This window comes from Aestuariimicrobium soli (assembly GCF_051192575.1).
Classification (GTDB): Bacteria; Actinomycetota; Actinomycetes; order Propionibacteriales; family Propionibacteriaceae; genus Aestuariimicrobium; species Aestuariimicrobium soli.
Genome location: NZ_JBPJSQ010000002.1, coordinates 324,094 through 348,815, shown reverse-complemented (window position 1 = coordinate 348,815; position 24,722 = coordinate 324,094). Strand labels below are relative to the sequence as shown.

Sequence of the window (24,722 nt, the reverse complement as noted above, 5' to 3'; positions counted from 1 at the left end):
CAACCGGTGGGCCTTCTCTTGCGGCGAACCCCGACCGATTCCACCCTCCCCGAGAGGTGCACTGTGCACAGTTTTGCTGATTTCGCCCTGCCCGAAGCCGTCCTGGCCGAGCTGACCCGGCAGGGTCTGACCACCCCCTTCCCGATCCAGCAGGCCTCCCTGCCCGATTCGATCGCCGGCGCCGATGTGCTCGGACGAGGCCGCACCGGCTCCGGCAAGACGCTTGCGTTCTCGCTGCCGATCGTCACCCGGCTGGCCGGTGGGAAGCGGCAGCCCCGTCGTCCGCGCGCCCTGGTGCTCTGCCCGACCCGCGAACTGGCCAACCAGATCAACGCCACCATCGAACCCCTGGCCAAGACCGTCGGCCTGACCACCACCACCGTCTTCGGCGGGGTCGGCCCGAACCGCCAGCTGGCCGCCCTGCGGCAGGGTGTCGACATCGTGATCGCCTGCCCCGGGCGCCTCGAAGACCTGCTGCGGCAGGGTGGGCTCACCCTCGACGGCATCGAGATCACCGTGCTGGACGAGGCCGACCACATGGCCGACCTCGGCTTCCTGCCCGGCGTGAAGCGGATCATGGACAAGACCCCCCAGCGCGGGCAGCGGATGCTGTTCTCGGCGACCCTCGACAACGGGGTCGACCTGCTGGTGAAGCGCTACCTGCACGACCCGGTCACCCACTCCGTCGACAGCGCCCAGTCGCCGGTGGCCGCGATGACCCACCACTTCTTCGTGCTGCCCAGCCCCGATGCCAAGCGCGACGTGGTCACCGAGCTCGCCTCCGGCACGGCCCGACGGGTGCTGTTCACCCGCACCAAGCACGCCGCCAAGAAGCTGGCCCGCCAACTCACCGCGGCCGGCGTGCCCGCCGTCGACCTGCACGGCAACCTCAGTCAGAACGCGCGTGAGCGCAATCTGGCGGCGTTCTCGTCGGGCGAGGTGAAGGTGCTGGTCGCCACCGACATCGCGGCCCGCGGCATTCACGTCGACGAGGTCGATCTGGTGGTGCACGTCGACCCGCCGGCCGAGGACAAGGCCTACCTGCATCGCTCGGGGCGCACCGCCCGTGCCGGGCAGAGCGGCACCGTGGTGACGCTGGCCCTTGCCGAGCAGCGCGACGAGGTGCGCCAGCTGATGCGCAAGGCCAAGATCCAGGCCGCCCCGGTGATGGTCGGCGTCGGCCACGCCGCGGTCACCGAGTTGGTGGGGGAGCGGGCCGCCAAGGTGACGCCCAGCGCTCCGGTCGAACTGGTGCCGGATCGTCCCGAACGCGGCCCGCGGCGCGGACAGTCCCCGAGTCGCGGAGAGTCCCCGAGGCGCGGTGGCGGCAACGGCGCAGGCCCGTCGCGTCATCGTGGTGGCACCCCCGGGCGCACCTCGTCGGCGGCTCAGGCGTCCCGATCGTTCCGGTCGTCCCGCCGAGGTTCCGCGCGCTGAGCGACGCGGGCCAGAACGCTGCCCTCGAGATGGTATCGGGTGGGCAGCAGCTGGCCGGGTAGACGTTATGTCCCGGTGTGAACCGCCTGGTGGGTCGGTGGATGGGGGCGCCCCCAGCGGGCTGTGGGTGGTACATACTGGGCCGACTACTACCCAGTCTTGGAGGGTTCTCAGAGCGATCAATGCTCGTCGGGCCGGGCTCAGCTGCCCATGAGTTGAGTGAGTGCACGGGCTGGGAGCCGAACTGACCCGTAATGCAACAAGCCGCTGGGTCGGGTCAGGAGCGGCGTCTTTCCCCATTGACGGCACCGACCCCTCTAGGGTGACACCATGAGCGAAGTGGTCGGGGGAGAAGGACAGCTCGCAAGCGCGGTCGGAGCGGTCCAGGAAGAGACGGACAGTGTCTTGGCCGCTGATGGTTCGGCCCCCCCTCTTCGGAGCCTCCAAGTCGAACGAGCTTGCTACGAAGACATCGATGTGTGCCTGTCGGAACTCGCTGTCACAGCGCAAGCAGAAATGACAGCCAGACTCGAGGCGAGTGGGATCAAGGTGCACAGTGTCACTGCGCGAGTGAAGGAGTTCACCAGCGCGTACGATAAGGCGAGCGCCCATGGTTGTGCCGTACGCGATCTACGGGATCTCGTCGGCGTTCGTGTCGTTTGCCTGTACCGAGCTGACCTACAACGCGTTGATTCTGTGATCCATGACGCGTTCACTGTCCTCTACCGAGAGGATAAGCGGGAGGCTTCTCCAGTAGATTCTTTCGGCTACGCGAGCATTCACTACGATTGCCAGCTCCCCTATTCTAGAGTGCCCGGCATGGGCAATGCTGATAACCTGGCGAAATGGACGTTCGAGGTTCAAGCTCGAACGATCCTGATGGATGCTTGGGCTAACGTATCTCACCACCTCGCCTATAAGGGGAAGTCGAGCATGCCCGCTGAGGTAGCCCGCGAGTTCCATGCCCTCAGTGGCCTGTTTCACATTGCTGACAAGGCGCTGGATGGTGTCTTCGATGCGGCCGAGCGAAGTCGATTGCGTGCAATAGGAGGGCCAAGCCTCAGTGACCCCATCGATCGCGACACCCTCCGAGGGCTGCTATGCAGTGAGTATTCGGACCGTCGTGCCGCCAGCCCGGGCGCTTACGCGGCGCTGGCAGATGGCCTCGTCGATGCCGGCTACCGATCTTTGAATGAAGTGCGAAGTGACTTACTTGCCGGTAAGCGCGGGTATGGAAGATGGGTCAGTAGGTACGGCTCGAACGATAACTTCACTGACGCGGCGGCGGCTCGAAGGACTATCGCCATCGCAAATGCAAATTCGGCGCGCGTTCTGTATCCCGGGATGCCCGACGTCTTCTCACCGTATCGACAGTAGTAACAATCGCTCGATCAGGTGCCGCTGACGGTCACGGTGCCATCGGGCACGCCGGAGGGCGACTACGTCGTCGCGGTCGTCGCCAGCTCGCGTGCACTCTCGTGGAAGGCCGTCACCCATGTGCTGGTGGCGCGCCATGCCGACTTCGACACCGGCACGGACGACGAGGCGCCGTGGTTGTTCGACAACCACGGCTCCGGCAGCAACGGCCCGAAGAATCGGTTCGCGGACGGCGAGGCCCACTACACGTGGCGCTTCCCGCTGCCGGCCGACACGACCGGCGCGAAGCTCGACCTGCACATCAACAACCAGTTCGTCGTGCAGGTCTCGTCCGACAACGCCACCTGGACGACGGTGCTGCGCGAGACCGAGCAGATCCGCGACGCCTCGAACGACGCGGTGCGCACCCTCGACCTCACTCCGTACCTGGCCGCCACCGACGGGACCACTCCGAGGACGGTGTACGTGAAGGTGTCCGACGCCTTTCCCGACGACGGATGGGGGGGTCAGACGTCCCACGTGACGGTCACGCCCACCCCCTGATGGGGGGCCCATCGGCGGCATGATGGGTACATGCGCATCGACCTGCACACCCATAGTTCCGTCTCCGACGGCACCGACACCCCCGCGGCGTTGGTGCTGGCGGCGCGGGAGGCGGGCCTCGACGCCTTCGCGCTGACCGATCACGACACCTTCGACGGCCTCGCGGAGGCCATCCGGGCCGGTGGCGAGCTGGACGTGCGGGTGATCGCCGGGGTCGAGATGTCGACCGAGCTCCAGGAAACCTCGGTGCACCTGCTCGGGTACGGCATGCGCCGAAATGACCAGCCCCTGCTCGACGAGCTCGCCCGGCTGCGCGAGGGCCGCAGCGGTCGGGTGGCCGCCCTGGCCGCCCGGCTGACCGAGTTGGGCATGCCGCTCACCGAGGACGAGATCGTCGCGGCCGCGAACGGCTCGCCGTCGATCGGACGACCGCACGTCGCCGACGCCATGGTGGCCAAGGGTTACGTGGCCGACCGGGACGAGGCCTTCCGCGACTGGTTGGCCGACGACAAGCCCGGCTTCGTGCACCGCTACTCGTGCCCGCTGACCCGCGCCATCGACCTGCTGCACGACGCCGGGGGAGTCGCCGTGATCGCCCATCCCTGGTCGCGCTCGAGCCGGTCGGTGCTGACCCCCGACGTGATCGCCTCCCTGGTCAGCGAGCACCGCCTCGACGGCATCGAGGTCGACCACCCCGACCATGACGCCGCCACCCGGGACGAGCTCTCGTCCCTCGCGGAACGCATCGGGCTGGTGCGCACCGGATCGTCCGATCACCATGGCACCGGGAAGGTGGGCTTCCCCCTGGGCGCGAACCTGACGCGGCCCGAGGCGCTCGCGCGACTGAATCGGTTGGCCGAGGCGAGGGGCGGGCGCGTAGGCTGACTGACCGTGATCGATGACGGCGACGCCCTGGAACAGTCCACCTCCGACGCCTCGCTGGCTGCCAGCCAGAAGCGTTCGGACGAGATCGAGGCCGACCTCGCGGCCGGCAAGGGTGCCAGCTACCGCATGCTGACGGGTGACCGGCCCACCGGTCGCCTGCACATCGGCCACTACTTCGGATCGCTGGCCAACCGGGTGCGCCTGCAGAACCTGGGCGTCGACACCTTCGTGCTGATCGCCGACTACCAGGTGATCTACGACCGCGACGGCGTCGGCGAGCTGCACGACAACGTGCTCAACTGCGTCACCGACTACCTCGCCATCGGGGTCGACCCGGCGAAGTCGACGATCTTCGCCCACTCGGCCGTGCCGGCGCTCAACCAGTTGATGCTGCCGTTCCTGTCGCTGGTCACCGACTCGGAGCTGCGCCGCAACCCGACGGTGAAGGACGAGATGGCGGCCGCGACCCGGCCCATGTCGGGGCTGATGCTCACCTTCCCGGTGCATCAGGCCGCCGACATCTTGTTCTGCAACGCCAACGTGGTGCCGGTCGGCAAGGATCAGCTGCCCCACATCGAGGTGACCCGCGTGATCGCCCGTCGGTTCGACGAGCGCTACGGACGAGCCCGGGCCGATCGTCCGGTGTTCGGCCAGGCCGATGCGCTGTTGTCGAAGGCGCCGCTGCTGCTGGGCATGGACGGCGCCAAGATGTCGAAGTCGCGCGGCAACACCATCGAGCTCGGCATGACCGCCGACGAGACCGCCAAGTTGATCAAGCGGGCCGTCACCGACTCGAACCGGACCATCACCTACGACCCGGCGAACCGTCCCGAGGTGTCGAACCTGGTGATGTTGGCGGCGCTGTGCACCGACCGCGACCCGGTGGCGATCGCCGACGAGATCGGCGACGGTGGTGGCGGCGGGCTGAAGAAGCTGGTCACCGAGGCCGTCAACGAGTACTTCGCCCCGATTCGTGCGCGGCGTGCCGAGCTGGCCGCCGCCCCGGACCACGTGGTGTCGGTGCTGCGGCAGGGCAATGCGCGCGCCAACGAGGTGGGCAACGCCACCCTCGACGACGTGCTCACCGCCATGCAGATGCGCTACTGAACCCGTGAGCGGGCGAACATCGTGAGCGCCCCGATCGCCGCCGCCCCCACCACAAGTGCGATGCCGCCGGCGAGCACCGCCCCGATCACGCCGATGGCCGTGCCCACCAGCGCCAGGGAGACGCCGTTGCCGGTGCGCATGCCGTTGGCGACCATGGAGTAGACCCCCACCACCCGACCCCGTTGGTCGACCGGGGCGCGCAGCTGCACCACCGCCTGGCCGATCGACATCGCCGCCAGGCTGGCGATGCCCCCGAGGAAGAGGGCGACCAGGGTGAGCGGGTACCACGGCGACGTCGCGACGACCACGGTTGTCACCCCCAGCAGCACCGTGGCGACCACGGCCGACTGAAGGGTCGGACGAATGCGTCCGCTGGCCTCGAGCAGCAGGCCGCCGAGCACGCCACCGGCGCCGCTGGCGAAGAGCAGGGTTCCGTAGGGAATGCCGCCTCCGGTCCCGAGGCGGTCACCGATGGCCGGCATGGCCACCTGCATCGACGTGCCGATGCAGATCGCGACCAGCCCACCGAGGGCCACCAGCCCGATCAGCACCTTGTCGGTCCACACCGTGCGCAGCACCGAGAACGTGTCGAGGATCGACAGGCGTTTCGTGCGCGCGAACCCGTCGCGCACGTGGCCGGTGAAGGGAGTGCGCAGCATCAGCACCGTCATCGGCAGGTAGAACAGCACGTTCGCGAGGATGCCCCACGACTGCCCGAGCCCGAGCAGCAGGGCCGAACCGACCACTGGACCCGCCAGGACGCCGAGGCTCTTGAAGGTGGCGTTCAGGCGCACGGCGCTCGGCAGTTCCGCGGGTTCGGCGAAGTCGTGCAGCATCAGCTGCTCGGCCGGGCCCCACAGCGCCCCGGCGCAGCCGTGCAGCACCAGCAGCACGCAGGCCTGCCAGATCTGCAACGAGTCGGTGAAGAACAGCACCGCCCACGCCAGCGAGACGAAGGCGAAGAGTCCCTGCGCCACCTGGATGATCCGCCGACAGTCGAACCGCTCGGCCAGCGACCCGAACCACACCGACAGGGTGAGGAACGGCAGCCAGTGACTGATCACCTGGAAGCCGACCAGGGCGGGGGAGTGGAAGACCTGCCACAGCACCCAGTAGGTGATCACGTGCTCGATGTTGTCGGCCATCATCGACAGGCCCGCCGTGATCAGGTAGGGCCGGGAATGACGGTCGCGCAGGGCTCCGAAGCGTCGGAGCGTGGGTGGTGCGGTGCTGGCCGGGGTGGACGTGGTGGCTCCTGGGCTGGGGGTGGCTGGTGCGGGATCGGCGGTTCCCCCAGCCTAGGGCGGGCCTCGTCGCGGCCCGGGATCGTCCGCTGGTCGGCAGACTCACACCAAAACATGCGGCCGCCAGGAAACTTCCTGGGGGTCGAAGCGTTTCCTGGGAGTTTGCGGTGGTCGGTGACCGAAACTGTGTATCGTTACAGTGGTCGGCCTGTATCGATACAACCAGCGCCGGCCACCGCTTCCCGTGACAGCCACTTCACCGCCGAAGGACTCCCCATGATTCGCCTCGCCCCCGCCGAGAACACCTGGACCCTCGACCGCCGCCTGCAGGGCCAGTTCGCCGAACACCTCGGGCGCTGCATCGAGGAGGGCATCTGGGTCGGCCGCGACTCCGAGATCGCTAACGTCAACGGCATCCGCACCGACGTCGTCGAGGCGCTTCGCCACATCAAGGTGCCGCTCGTCCGCTGGCCCGGTGGGTGCTTCGCCGACGAATACCACTGGCTGAAGGGGGTCGGCCCCGAGCGGGTGCCGATGGTGAACACCCACTGGGGTGGCGTCATCGAGCGCAACGAGTTCGGCACCCACGAGTACTTCGAGCTGCTCGAGCAGCTGGGGGCCGAGGCCTACATCTGCGGCAACGTCGGCTCGGGCACCGTCGCCGAGCTGCACGACTGGGTGGAGTACATCACTCTCGACTCGACCGGACCGATGGCCGAACTGCGCAAGAGCCACGGTCGCGACAAGCCCTGGAAGCTGCCCTTCTTCGGGGTGGGCAATGAGTCCTGGGGCTGCGGCGGCAACATGCTTCCCCTGCACTACGCGAACCTGTACCGCCAGTTCCAGACCTTCGTGCGCCAGTACGGGGACGAGCGCGTCGCCAAGATCGCCTGCGGCCCCAATGCCGAGGACTACGAGTGGACCGACGTGCTGATGGCCCGAGCCGCCGGCCACATGGACGGCCTCAGCCTGCACTACTACACGCTGCCCACCAAGGACTGGGCCCGCAAGGGACGGGCGACCGGTTTCGACGAGTTCGAGTGGCACGAGACGCTGCGGCAGACCCGTCGCATGGACGAGCTGATCGCCGGTCACGCTCGCATCATGGATCGCTACGACCCCGAGAAGCGGGTCTCGCTGATCGTCGACGAGTGGGGCACCTGGTACGACGTCGAGGAGGGGACGAACCCCGGCTTCCTGTACCAGCAGAACACCCAGCGCGACGCCCTGGTGGCCGCCATCAACCTGAACATCTTCCACCGCCACGGCGACCGGGTGCGCATGACCAACATCGCCCAGATGGTCAACGTGCTGCAGTCGATGATCCTCACCGACGGCCCGCGCATGCTGACCACGCCGACCTACCACGTCTTCGACCTGTACTGCGACCACCAGGACGCCGAGTACGTGCCCACCCAGGCCGGGGCGCTCGGCCCCGACGGCGAGCTGACCGTGTCGCGCAAGCCGACCGACGACGGCGGCAGCGACTGGACGATCAGCACCGCCAACACCTCGCTCACCTCGCCGATCACCGCCGAGTTCGAGCTGCCCGCCGAGGTGACCGGACGACTGCGCGCCCAGGTGCTGGCCTCGCCCGAGCCGGGCTCGTACAACACCTTCGACGAACCCGACGTGGTCTCGCTGAGTGACCTCACGGTGAGCGTCGACGGTGCCCGGGTCAGCTTCGTGCTGCCCCCGCATGCGGTGGCGACCGTGCGAGTGCGCACTCGATAAGTTGCCCTCATGAGCACGATGCAGGACGTGGCCCGCCACGCGGGGGTCTCGGTGATGACCGTCTCGAACGTCATCAACGGCCACCCCCACGTGCGCGACACCACCCGTCAGAAGGTGCAGGCCTCCATCCAGGCCCTCGACTACCACGTCAACACCGCGGCCCGGAACCTCAGGCAGGGACGAACCGGTGTGATCGGGCTCGCCGTTCCTGACATCGATCGGCCCTACTTCGGCCTGCTGGCCACGCTGCTGATCGAGAAGGCCGCGGCGCGTGGCTACGAGCTGGTGGTCGAGCAGACCAGCGCCAACCGTGATCGCGAACTCGACGCGGTCACCCGCTCGCGGCTGCGCAGCTACGACGGTCTGCTGTTGAGCTCGGTGCAGCTGCACGATGACGACGCCTCGCTGCTGCGCGGGGACTTTCCCCTGGTGGTCTTCGGCGAGCGCCCGTTCTCGGCGCCCATCGACCACGTCGGCATGGCCAACGAGGCCGGCACCGAACTGGCGACCGACCACCTCGTCGAGCGCGGCTGCCGGCGGATCGCGATCATCGGCGGCCGGGTGCTCGCCGACACCGTCGACGTCTCGACGACCCGCGCCACGGGCTACCTCACCGCCATGCGACGCGCCGGGCTCGAGGTCGACCCGCGCTGGGTGCGCGATGCCGACTACTCCTTCGAGGGTTCACTGGCCGCCACGGCCGGTCTGCTCGACGATCTGGGGCAGACGGCTGGTGGTGATCGGGTCATCGATGGCCTGGTCTGCGCCACCGACGTGATCGCCCTCTCGGCGATGCGGGCCCTGGCCGACCGAGGTCTGCGGGTTCCCGAGGACGTGCTCGTGGTCGGCTTCGACGACGTGCCCATGGCCGCCTTCACCACCCCGTCGCTCACCTCGATCCGACCCGACCACGACGGCATGGCTTCGGCCGCCATCGACCTGCTGGTCGAGCGCATCGAGGGCAGACGATCGTCCGACGACTACCGCGACCACGTCGGCGAGGTCACCCTCGTCGAGCGCGAGTCGACCAGGAGGCCTGCCCCGTGACCAGTGAGCGCACGCGGACGACCCGCCCGCCCATGGGCTGGAACTCGTGGGACTGCTACGGCACCTCGGTCACCGAGGACGAGGTGCTCGCCAATGCCACGTTCCTGGCCGAGCATCTCAGCGGCTTCGGCTGGGACACGGTGGTGGTCGACATCGACTGGTCCGACCCGACCGCCCGCAGCCACGGCTACAACGCCGACGCCCCGCTGGCCCTCGACGATCGCGGACGGCTCGTGCCCGACCCCGGCCGCTTCCCCTCCAGCGCCGGCGGGGCGGGTTTTCGTCCGTTGGCCGATCGGGTGCACGATCTCGGGCTGAGGTTCGGCATCCACATCATGCGAGGCATCCCGCGGCTGGCCGCCGCCTCGAACCCGGCCGCCGACCCCACCAACGTCTGCGAGTGGAACCCCGACATGCTCGGGCTCGACCACCGTCGCCCCGAGGCGCAGGCCTACTACGACTCGATCCTCGAGCTCTACGCCTCCTGGGGCGTCGACTTCATCAAGGCCGACGACCTGCTCTGGCCCTACCAGGCCGCCGACATCGAGGCCCTGTCCCTCGCCATCAGGCGTAGTGGTCGCGAGATCGAGCTGAGCCTGTCGCCCGGACGAGACCTCAGTCTCGCCCGGCTCGAGCACCTGCGGGAGCACGCCACCATGTGGCGCATCTGCGACGACCTGTGGGACCGCTGGGACGACGTCGAGGCCAACTTCGCCCGCTTCGCGCGCTGGGCACCCCATGCCGGTGGATCCGCATCCGGGGGTGGGTGGCCGGACGGCGACATGCTGCCGCTGGGGCGCATCGGGATCCGTGCCGAGCGCGGCGAGCCTCGCGACGACCTGCTCACCCCCGACGAGCGGCGCACCCTGATGACGCTGTGGGTGATCGCCCGCTCGCCGCTGATGATCGGGGGCGACCTGCCGTCGTCCGACCCGGCGACCATCGCCCTGTTCACCAACGCCGACGTGCTGGCCGTGCTCAACAGTCGCGACAACCGGGAGCTGTTCCGGGAGCGCGACACCGTGCTGTGGGGGGCGACCGGTGCCGACGATGGCCGGATCGCGGCGGTGTTCAACCTCGCCGACGAGCCCCGCGAGCTGGTGCTCGACGTCGCCAACCTCGGGCTGGGGGTGGAGCGCCTGACCGACCTGTGGTCGGGCGAGCTCCTCGAGACCGACGCCGTCACCACCCAATCGGACGACGCCCGCGGCGTCGCTCCCGGCAGCCGGGCCCTGCGCCTGCGGCTGGCTGCCCATGGCTCCGCCCTGCTGAAGGAGGTCGCATGAGCGAGGATCTCGACCGGATCAGGCAGGAACTCACCGACCTGCACGCCGAACTCGTGCGCAACGCGCTGGTCGTGTGGACCGGGGGCAATGTGTCGGCGCGGGTGCCCGGCACCGAATGGTTCGTGATCAAGCCCTCGGGCGTCTCCTACGACGCACTCACTCCCGAGTCGATGGTGGTGTGTGACCTCGATGGCCGCGCCGTGGCGGGACTTCCCGGTTCGGAGCGCAACCCCTCGTCCGACACCGCGGCCCACGCCCACGTCTACCGCGCCATGCCCGAGGTGGGCGGGGTGGTGCACACCCATTCCACGTACGCCACCGCGTGGGCGGCCCGGGGCGAGGAGATTCCGTGCGTGCTCACCGCCATGGCCGACGAGTTCGGCGGGCCGATCCCGGTGGGTCCGTTCGCGATCATCGGTGACGACTCCATCGGGCGCGGCATCGTCGACACCCTGCGCGGCCACCGCTCGCCGGCGGTGCTGATGCGCAACCACGGCCCGTTCACCATCGGGGCGACCGCCCGCGACGCCGTCAAGGCCGCCGTGATGCTCGAGGACGTCGCCCGCACGGTGCACCTCGCCAGGCAGGGCGGCGAGCTCGTGCCGATCGCACCGGCCGACATCGATCGGCTCTTCGACCGCTACCAGAACGTCTACGGACAGCGAGGCACCCCATGACCGCAACCGTGCTCGGCATCGAACTGGGCTCCACCCGCATCAAGGCCTGCCTCGTCGACGCGGACGACCCCGCGCGCGTGCTGGCCGTCGGCAGCCACGCCTGGGAGAACCAGTTCGAGAACCGCCTGTGGACCTATTCGCTCGACGCCGTCTGGGAGGGGCTGCGGGCCGCCGTCGCGGGGATCGCCGACGACGGGGGAGACCTGACCAGCGTGCGGGCGGTGGGCGTGTCGGCCATGATGCACGGCTACCTCGCCTTCGATGCCGCCGGGGAGTTGCTGGTGCCGTTCCGCACCTGGCGCAACACCACCACGCAGCGGGCGTCGGACGAGCTGGTCGCCGCCCTCGGGGTGAACATTCCGCTGCGCTGGTCGATCGCGCACCTGCACCAGGCCGTCATCGACGGCGAACCCCACGTGAGTCGGCTCGACCACGTCACCACGCTGGCCGGGTACGTGCACGAACGACTGACCGGCGCCAGGGTGCTGGGGGTCGGCGACGCCTCCGGCATGTTCCCGATCTCCGCTTCTGGGGCGCCCGGGGGTGAGGGCGTCGACTACGACGCCGGCCTCGTCGCCCGCTACGAGCACCTGGCCGCCGGACGACTGCCCCGTCCCCTGGTCGAGCTGCTGCCGCGGGTGCTCGTGGCCGGCGCCGATGCCGGACGGTTGACGGACGAGGGCGCCCGCCTGCTCGACCCCACGGGAAGCCTGCCGGCCGGGGTGGAATGCTGCCCACCCGAGGGAGATGCCGGCACGGGCATGGTGGCCACCGGGGCCGTGGCTCCGCGCACCGGCAACGTCAGCGCGGGCACCAGCATCTTCGCCATGGTGGTGCTGGAAGGCCCGCTCGAGGGGGTGCACCCCGAGATCGACCTGGTGACCACGCCGTCGGGCGACCCGGTGGCGATGGTGCACTGCAACAACGGGGCCAGCGAATTGGCCGAATGGGCCGGCCTCTTCCGCCGGTTCTCGGAGCTGTCCGGGGCGCCGCTCGCTGAGGACGAGGTCTACGACCTGCTCTTCCGCGAGGCGTCGGCGGGGGACGCCGACGCCGGTGGCCTGCTCGCCTACAACCAGCTTGCCGGTGAACCGATCGCGGGACTGGCGGAGGGTCGTCCGTTGTTCGTGCGCACCCCCGACTCGTCGTTCACGCTGGCCAACACCGTCAGAGCCCAGCTGTACGGCGTCTTCAGCACCCTCGCCCTGGGCATGGCGGTGCTCGCGGACGAGGGCGTGCGGCTCGAATCGATGTTCGCCCACGGGGGCATGTTCCGTACCGCCGGGGTGGCCCAACGCTTCCTTGCCGCCGCCCTCGACGCACCGGTCACGGTGGGCGAGACCGCCGGCGAGGGCGGGGCCTGGGGGATGGCGGTGTTGGCCGCCTTCCGCCTTGCCGAGGCCCCGGACTTGCCGGCCTGGCTCGCCGACCACGTCTTCGGCTCGGCGGCCGTCAACACCGTCGACCCCGACCCCGACGACGTCGCCGGGTTCGCCACCCACCTCGAGCGCTATCGTGCCGGGCTCGCCGTCGAGTCCGCCGCCGTCGACGCCCTCTGACCAGACCTTCAGGAGACCCACCATGACCCTCACCACCGACTTCGCCGGCCAGACGATCTGGTTCGTCACCGGTTCGCAGCACCTCTACGGCCCCGAGACCCTGCAGCAGGTGGCCGAACAGTCCCGCCACGTCGCCGAGGGCCTCTCGGGGCTGCCCGTGCGGGTGGAGTGGAAGCCGGTGCTGACCGACACCGACGCGATTCGCCGGCTCGCGCTCGAGGCCAATGCCGACGACTCGGTGATCGGCATCATCGCGTGGATGCACACGTTCAGCCCCGCCAAGATGTGGATCACCGGCCTCGACACTTTGCGCAAGCCGTTGCTGCACCTGCACACCCAGGCCAATGTCGAGCTGCCCTGGGACGAGATCGACTTCGACTTCATGAACCTCAACCAGGCCGCGCACGGCGACCGTGAGTTCGGCTACGTGCAGACCCGCCTCGGGGTTCCCCGGACGACCGTGGTCGGGCACGTCTCGCACGCGGGCGTCCGCGCGCAGGTGGAGAACTGGCAGCGCGCCGCCGCCGGCGTGGCGGCCCTGCGGTCGCTCAAGCTGGCCCGGTTCGGCGACAACATGCGCTACGTGGCGGTCACCGAGGGCGACAAGACGGAGGCCGAGCTGCAGTTCGGCGTGCAGGTGAACACCTGGGGTGTCAACGACCTGGCCGACGCCGTGGCCCGGGCCACCGACGAGCAGGTGGACGCGTTGGTCGCCGAGTACGTGGCGGCCTACGACGTGGCCCCCGAACTGGTGCCCGGCGGCGAGCGTCACCAGTCGCTGCGCGACGGCGCGGCCATCGAGGTGGGCCTGCGGTCGTTCCTCGAGGCGGGTCAGTTCGGTGCCTTCACCACCAGTTTCGAAGACCTGGGTGCGCTCAAGCAGCTGCCCGGGCTGGCGGTGCAGCGGCTGATGGCCGAGGGTTACGGTTTCGGCGCCGAGGGCGACTGGAAGACCGCCGTGCTGGTGCGGCTGGCCAGCGTGATGGGGGCCGGGCTGCCCGGCGGGGCCAGCCTGATGGAGGACTACACCTACGACCTCACCCCGGGCGACGAGCGCATCCTCGGCGCGCACATGCTCGAGGTGTCGCCGTCGCTCACGACCGCTCGTCCGCGGCTGGAGGTGCATCCGCTGGGCATCGGCGGCAAGGACGACCCCGTGCGGCTGGTGTTCACCGCCGACCCCGGCCCGGCCGTGGTGGTGGCCCTCACCGACCTGCGCGACCGGTTCCGGTTGACGGCCAACGTCGTGCAGAACGTTTCGGCTCCCGACCTGCCGAGGCTCCCCGTCGGACGAGCGGTCTGGAAGCCCGCCCCCGACTTCGCCACGTCGGCGGCCTGCTGGCTGACGGCGGGCGCCGCCCACCACACGGTGATGTCGACGGCGCTGGGGGTGGAGGTCTTCGAGATCTTCGCCGACCTCACCGGCACGGAATTGCTGGTGATCGACGAGCAGACGACGGTGCGCGGGTTCAGCCAGCAGGTGCGGTGGAACCAGGCCTACCACCGGTTGGCCCGGGGGCTGTGAGTCCTCAGCGGTAGGCGTCGGCCTGGAGACGGAACATGCGGGCGTAGTCACCGTCCGCGGCCAGCAACTCGGCGTGGGTGCCGACCTCGGCGACCCGACCGTCGTCCATCACCACGATCAGGTCGGCCATCCGCACCGTCGAGAACCGGTGCGACACCAGCACGGTGATGGCGCCGGTCTCGGCCGCCAGCCGCTTGGCGGTGGCCGCGTACTGGTCGTAGATCGTGTGCTCCGCCTCAGGGTCGAGGGCGGCGGTCGGCTCGTCCAGGATCATCAGCAACGGACGCTCCCGCATGAAGGCCCGGGCCAAGGCGAGGCGCTGCCACTGCCCACCCGAGAGATCCACGCCCCCTTCGAAGTCCGTGCCGAGTTGGGTGTCCAGGCCCGCCTCGAGCTGCGCGATCACGCTGTCGGCATGCCCCGCGGACGCCGCCGTCCTCACCCGTTCGTCGTCTCCGACCCGGGCGATGTCGCCCACCCCGATCGACTCGCGCACCAGGAAGGTGAGGCGGGAGAAGTCCTGGAAGCCTGCCGACATCCGCTTCCGCCACTCACGAGGGTCGAGGTCGGTGAGGGGCACACCATCGACCAGGATCCGGCCGGTGGTGGGGTCGTAGAACCGGCTCAGCAGCTTCACCAGGGTGGACTTGCCGGCACCGTTGCGTCCCACCAGGGCCACGGACGTGCCCGCCGGGATGGTCAGGTCGACGCCGGCCAGGGCAGTGGTGGGCCCGTCGGCTCCCGGGTAGGAGAAGGACACGCCTTCCAGCCTGATGCCGGTGCGCAACTGGTCGGGGGGAGCTGCGGTGCCGTCGTCCCACTGGTGCTCTCGGGAGTAGTCCCGCAGCCATCGGTAGCGGTCGAAGGCCGCCAGCGATTCGATCACCTGCCGGGCGTTGGCGCTGACGGCGGCCGCCGTGGTACTGATCTGGGGGCCGATCAGCAGCAGCAGGGTGACCTGACCGATGGTGGCCTGGCCCTCGGCGGCCCGCCCGGCCAGCCAGACCAGGGCGGCCAGGTGCACGCCACCTTGAGCGATCCAGGCCAGTCCCGCGTACACGCTCCACCGGCTAGCGGTCGACGTGATCGGGGCGTTCAGGGCCATGACGCCCCGGCGAATGGTGCGCAACAGGGGGGTGCGCAGCCCGAACGAGCGCACCTCGAGCCCGTGCTGGGCCTTGGTGAGCAGTTCCACCAGCATCTCGGCGGCCCGCCAGAACTTGATGTTGCGACGGTTGACCTCGACCTCTTTGGTGCGCCCCAAGGCGGACACCCCGGTGGGCACCAGCGCCGCGACCAGCACCAGTAGCAGCAGCGGGTGGATGCTCCACAGCAACCCGACGACCGTGACCACGCTGGCCACGGCGCCAATCGTCTGCAGCAGCCGGTAGATGCCTCCCAATCGCCAGGCGTCCTGCTTCACCAGGGCGAGCCGGTCGGCGATCTCGGGGTTCTCGTGGTGGGCAAGGGAGGGGATCGACCCCACCACCCGCGACAGATCGTGGTTCACGTGGCGAAAGAGACGGTCGTCCACGGTGTCACCGATGGGGCCAGCCAGTCCCGAGGCCACCGCCGAGACCAGCAGGCAGCCCCCCGTGACCAGCAGCCCCGGCCACAGGGACGTCTGGCGGGTGGCGGCGTCGATGGTGTGGCTGACGCCCCACAGGCTCAGGGGTGCCAGCACCGATCCGGCCACCGTGGTGAGCAACATCACGGCGACCAGCCACTGGGCGGCCGCGAACGAGGTGCGCAGCCAGAGCAGGGCCGCGGCGGGGTAGTTGTGCCTCACGAGTCCTCCGTCGCGGTGCGCTCGGTGGCGTCCTCGGCATAGCGGGAGGCCTGCAGGCTGAACATGCTGCGGTAACGGCCACCGGGTACGGCCATCAGCTCGTCATGGCTGCCGTCCTCGACGATGCGCCCGTGCTCCAGCACCACGATCCGCGGCACCGGCCGCACCACCGAGAACCGGTGGCTGATCACCAGCGAACTCGTGTTGCGCGCGAGATCGAGGTAGGTGCGCACGAGCCGTGCCTCGGAGGCGACGTCGAGGGCCGCGGCGGGCTCGTCCAGCACCAGCAGACCCGCTCCGTTGTCGACGGACCGCAGGGCACGCGCCAGCGCGATCCGCTGCCACTCGCCCCCCGACAGGTCGACCCCGTCGGGAAGGGTCTTGTCGAGCGGGGTGCGCCAGCCGTGTGGCAGCTTCTGGATGATCTCGTCCACGCCCGCCCGGGCGGCCACCGCGTCGATGGTGTCGGTGGGTGGGGCGGGCCGGTCGACCTCGAGCTCGCCCGACCACAGCCGACCGCTACCGAGTTCGACGTTGTCACCGGCCAGCATCGGCAGGTGCGCGAACTCCTGGGTGATCGGGGCGATCCGTCGCTGCCAGGCGCGCAGCTCGTCGGTGCTGAAGTCGGCCAGGTCTCGTCCGTCGACCAGCACCCGACCCTCGGTCGGCCGGTAGGCACCGGCGATCAGCTTGACCAGGGTCGACTTGCCGGCACCGTTCACCCCCACCAGGGCCACCGCCTCACCGGCGGCAAGGTCGAGGTCGAGGCCGTCGAGCACGGTGCGCGAGGCCCCGGGATAGCTGAAGCTGACCCCCTCCAGCCTCACCGACGGCGCACCACCACTCGGAGACGGCTCCGAGGCAGCCGTCGTCTCCGGGGCGAGCTTGCGCTCGACCTTGGCCAGCATGCCGAGCGTCGAGGAGCCCCGCTGCAACTGGCCGAACATCCAGGCGTCCGCCCCGCCGATCGCCAGCACCAACGGGATGGCCGTGGCCAGCGCCGTCAGCGAGAGGTCACCGTCGCTGGCCAGCTGCCCGACCACGGCGAGCGCCGCGACGGTCAGGCCCACCCGCACCAGGGAGACGCCCAGCGACTCCACCGTCGTGCGGCGGCGAGCCTTCCAGAAGGGTTGCAGGGCGCTGGTGTACCGGTCCCAGTAACGGGTGCTGAGCATCGGCTCCAGCCCGAACACCCGCACCTCCTTGGCGGCATCACCGGTGGTCAGTCCGAAGGCATACATGGCGTGCTTCTGGTCTTCGGTGCCGTTCACCCAGACGTCGAACTGACTGATGGTGCTGCGCCGGCGGAACTCGGCCTCGGCCGCCCAGCCGAGCAGCAGCGGGAACGGCAGCCACCACACGGTGGTGCCGGCCAGCAGCAGACACGATCCGACGAACCCCAGCAGCGCGGGATACAGGTAGACGAAGGCCATCTGCGCGGCCATCCGGATCTCCCAGTAGCGGGGCCGCAACTGCTGCAGTGCGTCCGCCACGTCGGGGGACTCCAGCACCGGCAGCCGGGGATCCCGGGCCCCGATCGCCCCCAGCCGCAGCTGGATGCCGACGTCCAAGTCCTGGATCAGCTTCCAATCCAGGGGATTGCGCACCTGGGAGAGGAGATGCCCCAGCACCGCGCATCCGACCAGGGCCAGCAACCACCCGAACAGTGCGCGCACCCCCGCGCCGGCGCCCACCAGTTCGGGGAGGGCCCCGATCGCTCGTCCCAGCAGCACCGGGGTGACCACCAGCAGTGCGGCCTCGACGGTTCCGACGGCCAGTGAGATCGTCGCCGGCCCGCGGGCGACGGCCCAGGTGAATCGAGCGATGTTGCCCAAGGGTGCGCGCAACACCGTCCGCACCGCGGCGGCATCATCGGTGATGGGATTCGGCATGGCGTTCCCGAGCCTAGACGCATGCGGTTCAACCGACCACCGAATTGCCGCGGGCAGGCGGGTTAGGCTGACCAGATCGGGGACGGACTCCCCGCCGAGGCTCGACGACGCACTTCGGAGGACCCATGTCGCAGCAGTTCCAGCACACCCACCAGGCGCTGGGCAGGCGCGCACTGATCGCCGGAGGGATGGGCGTCGGCGCCAGCGCCCTCGGGGTGGGCGCCCTGGCGGGCGCCGCGCCGACCGCCGCGGCCCGCGGGAGTGACCGACGCACGCTCCAGCGGTGGGCGGCCGACACCTGGCGCAGCCTGGCGGCGATGGCCGACCGGCGCACCGGCCTGGTCACCGATCTGATCCAAGCAGACCTCACCGACCCGGTGACGGTCACCTCCCCGACCAACATCGGCGGCTACCTGTGGTCGACGGTGGTGGCCCGGGATCTGGGCCTGATCACCGGGGGAGACGCCAGCCGACGGATCCGGCAGACCCTGACGACCCTGGAGCGGATGGACCACCACACCGCCTCGGGGATGTACTTCAACTGGTACGACCCGCGCGACGGGTCGGTGGTGACCGCCTGGCCCGGCAGCGGTGACCCGGTCGAGCCGTTCGTGTCGTCCGTCGACGCCGCGTGGCTGGGAGCGGCGCTGCTGGTCGTCCGCAATGCCGACCCGGGCAACCGACGGCAGGCGGGGCGAATGTTCGACCGCATGCGGTTCGACGTCTTCGCCGACCCCACCTTCTCGAAGCACTACCTCAACTACGGCGGCTTCTACGAGACCGAGCCGACCCGCCTGCCGAACCCGCCGGCCACCGAGGCCCGTGACCTGATCGGGTCGGGCAGTCCGGTGTGGTACACCGCCAGCCACCACTACGACACCATCGTCTCGGAGACCCGCATCACCACCTACCTGGGCATCGCCAAACAGCAGGTGCCCGCCAGCGCCTACTTCCAGGCCTGGCGCACGTTCCCGCCCGACTGGGACTGGCCCGAGATGCCGCCGGTCGGTGAGTGGCGCACCTATCTGGGCGTCGACGTGTTCGAGGGCGCCCACGACTACCTCGGACGACGCACCGTGCCCGGCTGGGGAGGCTCGATGTTCGAGGAGCTCATGCCCAACGTGTTCGTGCCCGAACAGACCTGGGCCCCGAACTCCTGGGGACGCAACCACCCCAACCACGTGGCCGTCCAGCGCGACCACGGGCTCAGCGCCTACGGCTACTGGGGTTTCTCTCCCGCCAGCGATCCGCTGGGTGGCTACGCCGAATGGGGGGTCGACGCGTTGGGGCTCAAGCCCGACGGCTACTTCAGCGATGTCGAACACACCGACCGCACGCCGACCAACCCCGACCCCGACTACGGCAACGGGGTGGTGACGCCGCACGCGGCGTTCCTGGCCATGATGCACGACCGGTCCGGCGCGATCGCGAACCTGCAGGCCCTGCAGCGCGACTTCGACTGCTACGGGCCCGGCGGCTTCCACGACGCGGTGGCCGTCGGTTCGGGTGACGTGGCCCACCGCCACCTCTCCCTCGACCAGGCCATGATCATGGGGGCGCTGGGCAATGTGCTGGGCGACAACCTGCTGCAGCGCGCCTTCAGCGCCGGCGAGGTGGAACGGTTCGTTCGTCCGGTGATCGCCCTGGAGGAGTTCGGGGCGTCGGCCTGACGGCCTCGAAGGCGGTGGCCCAGGCCGGCAGGTCGGCCCGGTGGGCGTGGATGCGGCAGCCTCGTCCGCTGGGTTTGAGGGTGATGCCCTCGTCGGCCCACCGGGAGGCGGCCTCGCCCAGCAGATGCGCCGGCAGCTCACCGGAGGAGTTGGTGACCCGCCACCAGGCCACCGACGACCCCCACTGGCTCATGATGCGGCCCACCAGGCGTGGCCCGGTGCCGACCAGTTCGGCAATGTCGCCGTAGCTGACGACCCGGCCGGGCGGGACGAGCTCGACGGCTCGCAGCACCCGCTCGACCAGATCGTCGGCGATCACTCGCCCGCGGCGGCCGACGAGCCGGACGAACCGCCGCGTGAGCGACGGCGGCGGCGACGGCGCGGGGCCTGGGGCTCGGCGGTGTCGCCGGTCTGGCCCTGGTCCTGGTCAGTCACGGACTCCCCATTGCGGGTGCGGCGACGCTCCCGGGGCTGACGCTCGCGGCGCGGGCGCTCGTCCGAGGTCGACCGACCGCGACCACCGCGATCCTCGCGGGGCTTGGGTTCGTACGGCTTCTCGGGGACGAGCCGCCCCTTGGTGCCCTCGGGAATGTCCAGATCGCTGAACAGGTGGGCGCTGGACGAGTAGGTCTCGACCGGCTCGGGGAAGTCGAGGTCGAGCGACTTGTTGATCACCTTCCAACGGGTGACGTCGGCCCAGTCGACCAGGGTGACGGCGACGCCCTTGGCGCCGGCGCGACCGGTGCGGCCGATGCGGTGCACGTAGGTCTTGTCGTCGTCGGGGCACTCGTTGTTGATCACGTGGCTGACCCCGGTGACGTCGATGCCACGGGCGGCCACGTCGGTGGCGACCAGCACGGTCACCTCACCGGCCCGGAACCGCTTGAGCGCGCGCTCACGGGCGGCCTGGTTGAGGTCACCGTGGATCGAGGCGGCGGGGAAGCCGCGGTCGACCAGGTCGTCGGTGAGCCGCTGCGCGGCGCGCTTGGTGCGGCAGAAGATCATCACCTTCTCGACGTCGGTCGACTGCAGGATGCGGCCGATCACCTCGGGCTTGTCGAGATCGTGGGCCTGGTACACGAACTGGGTGGTGTCGGGCACGGTGGCCTGGGCGTCGTGTCCCTCGGCGCGCACGTTGACGGGGCGCTGCAGCCAGGTGCGCGCCAACGACACGATCGCGGCGGGCATGGTGGCCGAGAACAGCAGGGTCTGGCGCGACTTCGGGGTCATGCCGAGCAGCCGCTCCACGTCGGGCAGGAAGCCCAGGTCGAGCATCTCGTCGGCCTCGTCGAGCACGGCGACGCGCACGTGGGACAGGTCGAGGGAGCCACGGTTGGCCAGGTCGATCAGGCGACCGGGGGTGCCGACCACGACGTCGACGCCCTTCTCGAGAGCCTCCAGCTGGGGTTCGTAGCCGACCCCGCCGTAGACGGTGAGCACCCGAGCCTTGCGGATCGTCGACCCGGTCTCGAGGTCACGGGCGACCTGCACGGTCAGCTCGCGGGTGGGGGTCACGATCAGGGCCTGCGGCTTGCCGGGGTGCTCGAGCTCGTCGAAACCCTCGTCGCCCTCGATCAGCACGCGCTGCAGCGTCGAGATGCCGAAGGCGAGGGTCTTGCCGGTGCCGGTGCGGGCCTGGCCGATCAGGTCGACGCCCTCGAGGGCCAACGGAATCGCCAGCCGCTGGATCGCGAACGGGTGGGTGATGCCGACCTTCGCGAGGGACTGTTCGATCGCGGGCAGCACGCCGAGGTCGGCGAAGGTCTGCTGATCGGTCGGGATGGCGGTGTCGTCGGTGTGGAGAGTCAGGGTGGTGCCTTCGTCGAGCGGCGCAGGGGCGCCGGTGGGGTGCAGGGCTCGTCGACGGCGCGAGGATCGCGGATCGCACGACGAGGGCGCGGAGTTCGACTCCGCAGCGCTTCGCTGCAGGTGGGCACGGTTGCCCAACCTTGGCCAGCCTACCGCGCCGGGCGTGCCACGGCTCAATCGGGCGTCACCATGGCTACCGTGGGGGGGTGAGCACCCTGCTTGGACACGACTCGGCCGGAACCGGCACTCTGCAGACCCTCGTGGTGCTGGGCCAACTCGACGCCTTCGAAACCATCGTCGCCGACGCCCGGCTTGCCCCCGACCTGGCCCGCCGCACCCAGCTCACCCGGCTCGGGCTGTTGCAGTTCGCCCCCGTCGACCACCTGCTCGAGACGGTCGACCAGGCAGAACTGGCCGACACGCTCGCCCAGGCCCTGCAGGGATTCCACCAGTACACGCCCGTCACCTCGTGGCCACAGGCGCTGGTCAAGGCCGTCGTCACCTCGGGCATGGCCGGCGACCTGCTGTCGTTGGTCGACCCCGAGGCCAGCACCGAGGTCGACCTGCGGGCCGTCGCCGTGGCGCATGCCGAGGTGGGCGAATGGGCCCGGGCGCAGTTGGCGGACGTGCTCGCTGAGCCCGGCCCCGAGACCTCGCGGTTGGCGCTGTTCGCCCGGCGCATGCTGGGGGAGGCCAGCGCTCAGGCCCAGCGCGTGGCGGGGCGGGCGACCGACCTGACCGGCATGCTCACCGGTCATGAGCCCGGCAGCACCGACGAGATCGCCGCCACCAGCGATCTGATCGGACGACTGGTCGAACTGTCGTCTCGTCGGCTGGAGGAACTGGGCCTGCAGCCCTGAGCGGTCAGCAGCTCTGACCGGCCGCGGACGACTCAGCCGGCGCCGAAGCCCACCTGACGGGACTGCTCGATGCCCAGCTCGACGTAGCCGATCTGGGAGGCCGGCACGGCGATCGTGCGCCCCTTGTCGTCGGTCAGCCTCAGCAGACCGTCCTTCGTGCGAGCCTCCTCGAGGGCCGCGAGCACCTCGTCCGCAGACGACTTCGACTCGAGCTGAACCTCGCGGGCAACGTGCTTGACACCAATCTTGATCTCCACACCCCCACCGTAGCGGGCCCTACGGACAGATCGTGGTGCCCCGGTTGCGCTGACGGCTGAGGCCCGGTGCCCCGCGTCGAAGGCACCCGGGTGGAATCAGTGCACGCGGGCGAGGGCGACCGTGATGTTGTCGCGGCCGCCCTGCTGATTGGCCCACTGCGTCAACGCCCGCGCGAGTTCTCGCAGGATCTCACCGGACGAGGGTTCGCCCAGCTCGGCCACCAGGCCACGCACGAGGCCATCCATGGCCTCGGGGGCCGAGGCGTAGTTCCACAGACCGTCGGAGCAGACCACCAGCAATCCGGGCCCCTCGGCACGGAAGTGCCGCATGCGCGGATTGAGTTCCGGTGCGTCGGGGCCGATCCAGCGGGTGATGGCGTGCGCATGCGAGCCCGACTCGGCCTCCTCGCGGCTGACCCCCAGGTCCATCTGCGCCTGAGCGAGCGAGTCGTCCACGCTGAGCTGCACGGTCTCGCCCGCGTGGTCGGGCGTGGCGTCGGCCACCCAGTAGGCCCGGGTGTCGCCGATGTTGCCCAGATGGATCTCCCGCCCGGTGACCAGCGCGGCCACCAGGGTGCACGAGCCGACGGGAGAGCCGTCGTGCCCGATCGAGAGCACCTCGGTCTGCGCGGCGGCGTAGGCCTGCCGGAAGGTGGCATCCCAGTCGCCGGGGCGCTCGACGGCGCTCAACAATGCCGAGCGCACGGTGGTGGCGGCCGTCAGCGAGGCCCGCTCGGCCCCGATCGAGCTGGAGACACCGTCGGAGACGACCAGCGCGGCCCAGTCACCGCTGACCCCCGCGGAGTAGGCGTCCTGATTGGTGCGGTGGCGTCGTCCGATCTCGGTCGCGACGGCAACCCACTCGGCGGGCGCCTCGGCGTGGCGGGTGCGCTCGGGCGCCTCGAGGGGGCGCTGCAGCACGCGGGTGGGCTCACTGGCCTCGTCGTACCTGCCGCCGACCTCATTCATGCTGCCCATGATGCACAGTTCACCATGGGGGCGGGTTCGTCGGCCACTCACCCCGATCGCTCACGAGTCGGTCGTTCAGGGGCCGGTCGTTCAGGGGCGGGGGGCGACGAAGGCCGGCAGGGGAGCCGCGGCGTCGGGGTCGAGCAGTCCCTCCCACAGGTCACCGTGTTCGGCGACCCGGTCAGGCACGTCGCGAATGGTGAAGTGCAGGCTGTCGCCCGGTTCGACGGCGGCGACCTCCTCCCACGTGAGCGGGGTAGACACCCGCGGCTGGTCGCGCCCCCGGGCCGAATAGACGCTGATGGTGTTGCGGTCGGCGCGGTTCTGCAGGTGGTCGACGTAGATGCGGTCGGCGCGGGCGGCCTTGTTCATCGTGGTGACGAACAGGTCTGGCCGGGCGTGGGCCAGCCGCAGGCCCAGCAGGCGCACCTGCTCCATCACGGCCCGCCAGTCGCTGGGCTCGAGCGCGCAGACCACCTGCAGTCCCTTCGATCCGGACGTCTTGACGTAGGGGACGAGGCCCTCGCCCGCGAGTTCGGTGGCGGCCATCATGGCGGCGGTGGCCAGGTGGTGGGCCTCGATGCCGGGGCCTGGGTCGAGGTCGACGACCAGAGTGCTGGCCCGCACGGCCCGCTCGCCCTCGAAACCGATCGGTTCACCCGGCTCGGTCGGGGAATCGGTGAGCCGCCACTGCGGGGTGTGCAACTCGATGGCGGCCAGATTGGCGAGCCAGACCAGGGTCGCGGTGTCGTCGGCCACCACGTAGTCGATCCTTGACCCGGCGGCCAGCACCTGCTGAACGTGCACCCAGTCGGGCGTGCCAGCGGGGGCGTTCTTCTCGTAGAACGACGGGGCATCCACGCCATGGGGGAACCTCAACCGGGTGAGGCAGCGCTGCGCCAGGTGCGGCAGCAGGGTGGGGGCGATGGCGAGGTGGTAGGCGATCAACTCGGCCTTCGTGGTGCCGTCGGGGAAGAGCACCTTGTCGAGGTTGGTCAGGGTCAATACCCGACCGTCGACCTCGGTGCGCACACCCTCGGACTCGCCCGCCATGC

21 protein-coding genes are annotated in these 24,722 nt (G+C 70.0%); 13 read left to right on the top strand and 8 right to left on the bottom strand.

The genetic code is table 11. The features are described from left to right. Positions 1-63 precede the first annotated feature (63 nt). From ACSDQ9_RS02900 to trpS, 5 genes are all read left to right on the top strand, one after another. Positions 64-1,437, top strand: coding sequence for a DEAD/DEAH box helicase (locus ACSDQ9_RS02900; protein WP_435143333.1), 1,374 nt, complete (start codon positions 64-66; stop codon positions 1,435-1,437). Positions 1,438-1,767: 330 nt separating this feature from the next. Beyond that, on the top strand, positions 1,768-2,814 hold the full coding sequence (locus ACSDQ9_RS02895) for a GTP pyrophosphokinase (RefSeq protein ID WP_435143331.1): 1,047 nt from the start codon (positions 1,768-1,770) through the stop codon (positions 2,812-2,814). An 18-nt stretch (positions 2,815-2,832) separates the two neighbouring features. After that, on the top strand, positions 2,833-3,357 hold the full coding sequence (locus ACSDQ9_RS02890; RefSeq protein ID WP_435143328.1) for a hypothetical protein: 525 nt from the start codon (positions 2,833-2,835) through the stop codon (positions 3,355-3,357). 30 nt (positions 3,358-3,387) lie between these two features. Next, complete coding sequence (locus tag ACSDQ9_RS02885) at positions 3,388-4,242, top strand: PHP domain-containing protein (RefSeq protein ID WP_435143325.1); 855 nt, start codon at positions 3,388-3,390, stop codon at positions 4,240-4,242. 6 nt (positions 4,243-4,248) lie between these two features. Then, entirely contained in the window at positions 4,249-5,349 is a 1,101-nt protein-coding gene (gene trpS, locus ACSDQ9_RS02880; RefSeq protein ID WP_435143323.1) for a tryptophan--tRNA ligase, read from the top strand. Here trpS and ACSDQ9_RS02875 read toward each other — a convergent pair. Next, positions 5,343-6,503: an MFS transporter gene (locus tag ACSDQ9_RS02875; RefSeq protein ID WP_435143744.1), complete on the bottom strand. Its 1,161-nt coding sequence runs from the start codon at positions 6,501-6,503 to the stop codon at positions 5,343-5,345. The genes trpS and ACSDQ9_RS02875 overlap by 7 nt on opposite strands. A gap of 366 nt (positions 6,504-6,869) precedes the next feature. Here ACSDQ9_RS02875 and ACSDQ9_RS02870 point away from each other — a divergent pair, with 366 nt between their 5' ends. The 6 genes from ACSDQ9_RS02870 to araA are packed head-to-tail and all read left to right on the top strand — an operon-like array spanning position 6,870 to position 14,421. Next, complete coding sequence (locus ACSDQ9_RS02870; protein ID WP_435143320.1) at positions 6,870-8,327, top strand: alpha-N-arabinofuranosidase; 1,458 nt, start codon at positions 6,870-6,872, stop codon at positions 8,325-8,327. Positions 8,328-8,336: 9 nt separating this feature from the next. Continuing rightward, positions 8,337-9,374 carry a LacI family DNA-binding transcriptional regulator gene (locus tag ACSDQ9_RS02865; protein WP_435143318.1) on the top strand — a complete coding sequence of 346 codons (1,038 nt, stop codon included), beginning with the start codon at positions 8,337-8,339 and terminating at the stop codon, positions 9,372-9,374. Further along, positions 9,371-10,660: an alpha-galactosidase gene (locus tag ACSDQ9_RS02860; RefSeq protein ID WP_435143315.1), complete on the top strand. Its 1,290-nt coding sequence runs from the start codon at positions 9,371-9,373 to the stop codon at positions 10,658-10,660. Before ACSDQ9_RS02865 ends, ACSDQ9_RS02860 begins: the two co-directional genes overlap by 4 nt. Beyond that, complete coding sequence (locus ACSDQ9_RS02855; protein ID WP_435143313.1) at positions 10,657-11,337, top strand: L-ribulose-5-phosphate 4-epimerase; 681 nt, start codon at positions 10,657-10,659, stop codon at positions 11,335-11,337. The genes ACSDQ9_RS02860 and ACSDQ9_RS02855 overlap by 4 nt, the downstream gene beginning before the upstream one ends. Further along, positions 11,334-12,896, top strand: coding sequence for a xylulokinase (locus tag ACSDQ9_RS02850; RefSeq protein WP_435143311.1), 1,563 nt, complete (start codon positions 11,334-11,336; stop codon positions 12,894-12,896). Before ACSDQ9_RS02855 ends, ACSDQ9_RS02850 begins: the two co-directional genes overlap by 4 nt. Positions 12,897-12,918: 22 nt before the next feature. Further along, a complete protein-coding gene (araA, locus tag ACSDQ9_RS02845; RefSeq protein WP_435143308.1) occupies positions 12,919-14,421 on the top strand; it encodes an L-arabinose isomerase in 1,503 nt (500 codons plus the stop codon). Positions 14,422-14,425: 4 nt separating this feature from the next. Here araA and ACSDQ9_RS02840 read toward each other — a convergent pair whose 3' ends face one another. Both ACSDQ9_RS02840 and ACSDQ9_RS02835 read right to left on the bottom strand, forming a co-directional pair. Continuing rightward, complete coding sequence (locus tag ACSDQ9_RS02840; RefSeq protein WP_435143306.1) at positions 14,426-16,210, bottom strand: ABC transporter ATP-binding protein; 1,785 nt, start codon at positions 16,208-16,210, stop codon at positions 14,426-14,428. After that, complete coding sequence (locus ACSDQ9_RS02835; protein WP_435143303.1) at positions 16,207-18,102, bottom strand: ABC transporter ATP-binding protein; 1,896 nt, start codon at positions 18,100-18,102, stop codon at positions 16,207-16,209. The genes ACSDQ9_RS02840 and ACSDQ9_RS02835 overlap by 4 nt, the downstream gene beginning before the upstream one ends. A 125-nt stretch (positions 18,103-18,227) precedes the next feature. Between ACSDQ9_RS02835 and ACSDQ9_RS02830 the strand changes: the two genes are divergently transcribed. Then, a complete protein-coding gene (locus ACSDQ9_RS02830; RefSeq protein ID WP_435143300.1) occupies positions 18,228-19,772 on the top strand; it encodes a glucoamylase family protein in 1,545 nt (514 codons plus the stop codon). Here the strand turns inward: ACSDQ9_RS02830 and ACSDQ9_RS02825 are convergent. Next, positions 19,702-20,091 (bottom strand): MGMT family protein, encoded by a 390-nt coding sequence (locus ACSDQ9_RS02825; protein ID WP_435143298.1) that lies wholly within the window; start codon positions 20,089-20,091, stop codon positions 19,702-19,704. The two genes, ACSDQ9_RS02830 and ACSDQ9_RS02825, sit on opposite strands and share 71 nt — an antisense overlap. After that, positions 20,088-21,626 (bottom strand): DEAD/DEAH box helicase, encoded by a 1,539-nt coding sequence (locus ACSDQ9_RS02820; protein ID WP_435143741.1) that lies wholly within the window; start codon positions 21,624-21,626, stop codon positions 20,088-20,090. The genes ACSDQ9_RS02825 and ACSDQ9_RS02820 overlap by 4 nt, the downstream gene beginning before the upstream one ends. A gap of 161 nt (positions 21,627-21,787) precedes the next feature. Between ACSDQ9_RS02820 and ACSDQ9_RS02815 the strand changes: the two genes are divergently transcribed. Then, positions 21,788-22,441 (top strand): ferritin-like fold-containing protein, encoded by a 654-nt coding sequence (locus ACSDQ9_RS02815; RefSeq protein WP_435143296.1) that lies wholly within the window; start codon positions 21,788-21,790, stop codon positions 22,439-22,441. A 32-nt stretch (positions 22,442-22,473) separates the two neighbouring features. Here the strand turns inward: ACSDQ9_RS02815 and ACSDQ9_RS02810 are convergent, their stop codons facing one another. From ACSDQ9_RS02810 to ligD, 3 genes are all read right to left on the bottom strand, one after another. Further along, positions 22,474-22,698, bottom strand: a complete 225-nt coding sequence (locus ACSDQ9_RS02810; RefSeq protein WP_435143295.1) for a DUF3107 domain-containing protein — start codon at positions 22,696-22,698, stop codon at positions 22,474-22,476. Between the two features lie 96 nt (positions 22,699-22,794). After that, positions 22,795-23,667, bottom strand: coding sequence for a PP2C family protein-serine/threonine phosphatase (locus ACSDQ9_RS02805; RefSeq protein WP_435143292.1), 873 nt, complete (start codon positions 23,665-23,667; stop codon positions 22,795-22,797). A gap of 90 nt (positions 23,668-23,757) precedes the next feature. Beyond that, positions 23,758-24,720: a non-homologous end-joining DNA ligase gene (gene ligD, locus ACSDQ9_RS02800; protein WP_435143289.1), complete on the bottom strand. Its 963-nt coding sequence runs from the start codon at positions 24,718-24,720 to the stop codon at positions 23,758-23,760. Between the last annotated feature and the right edge of the window lie 2 nt (positions 24,721-24,722).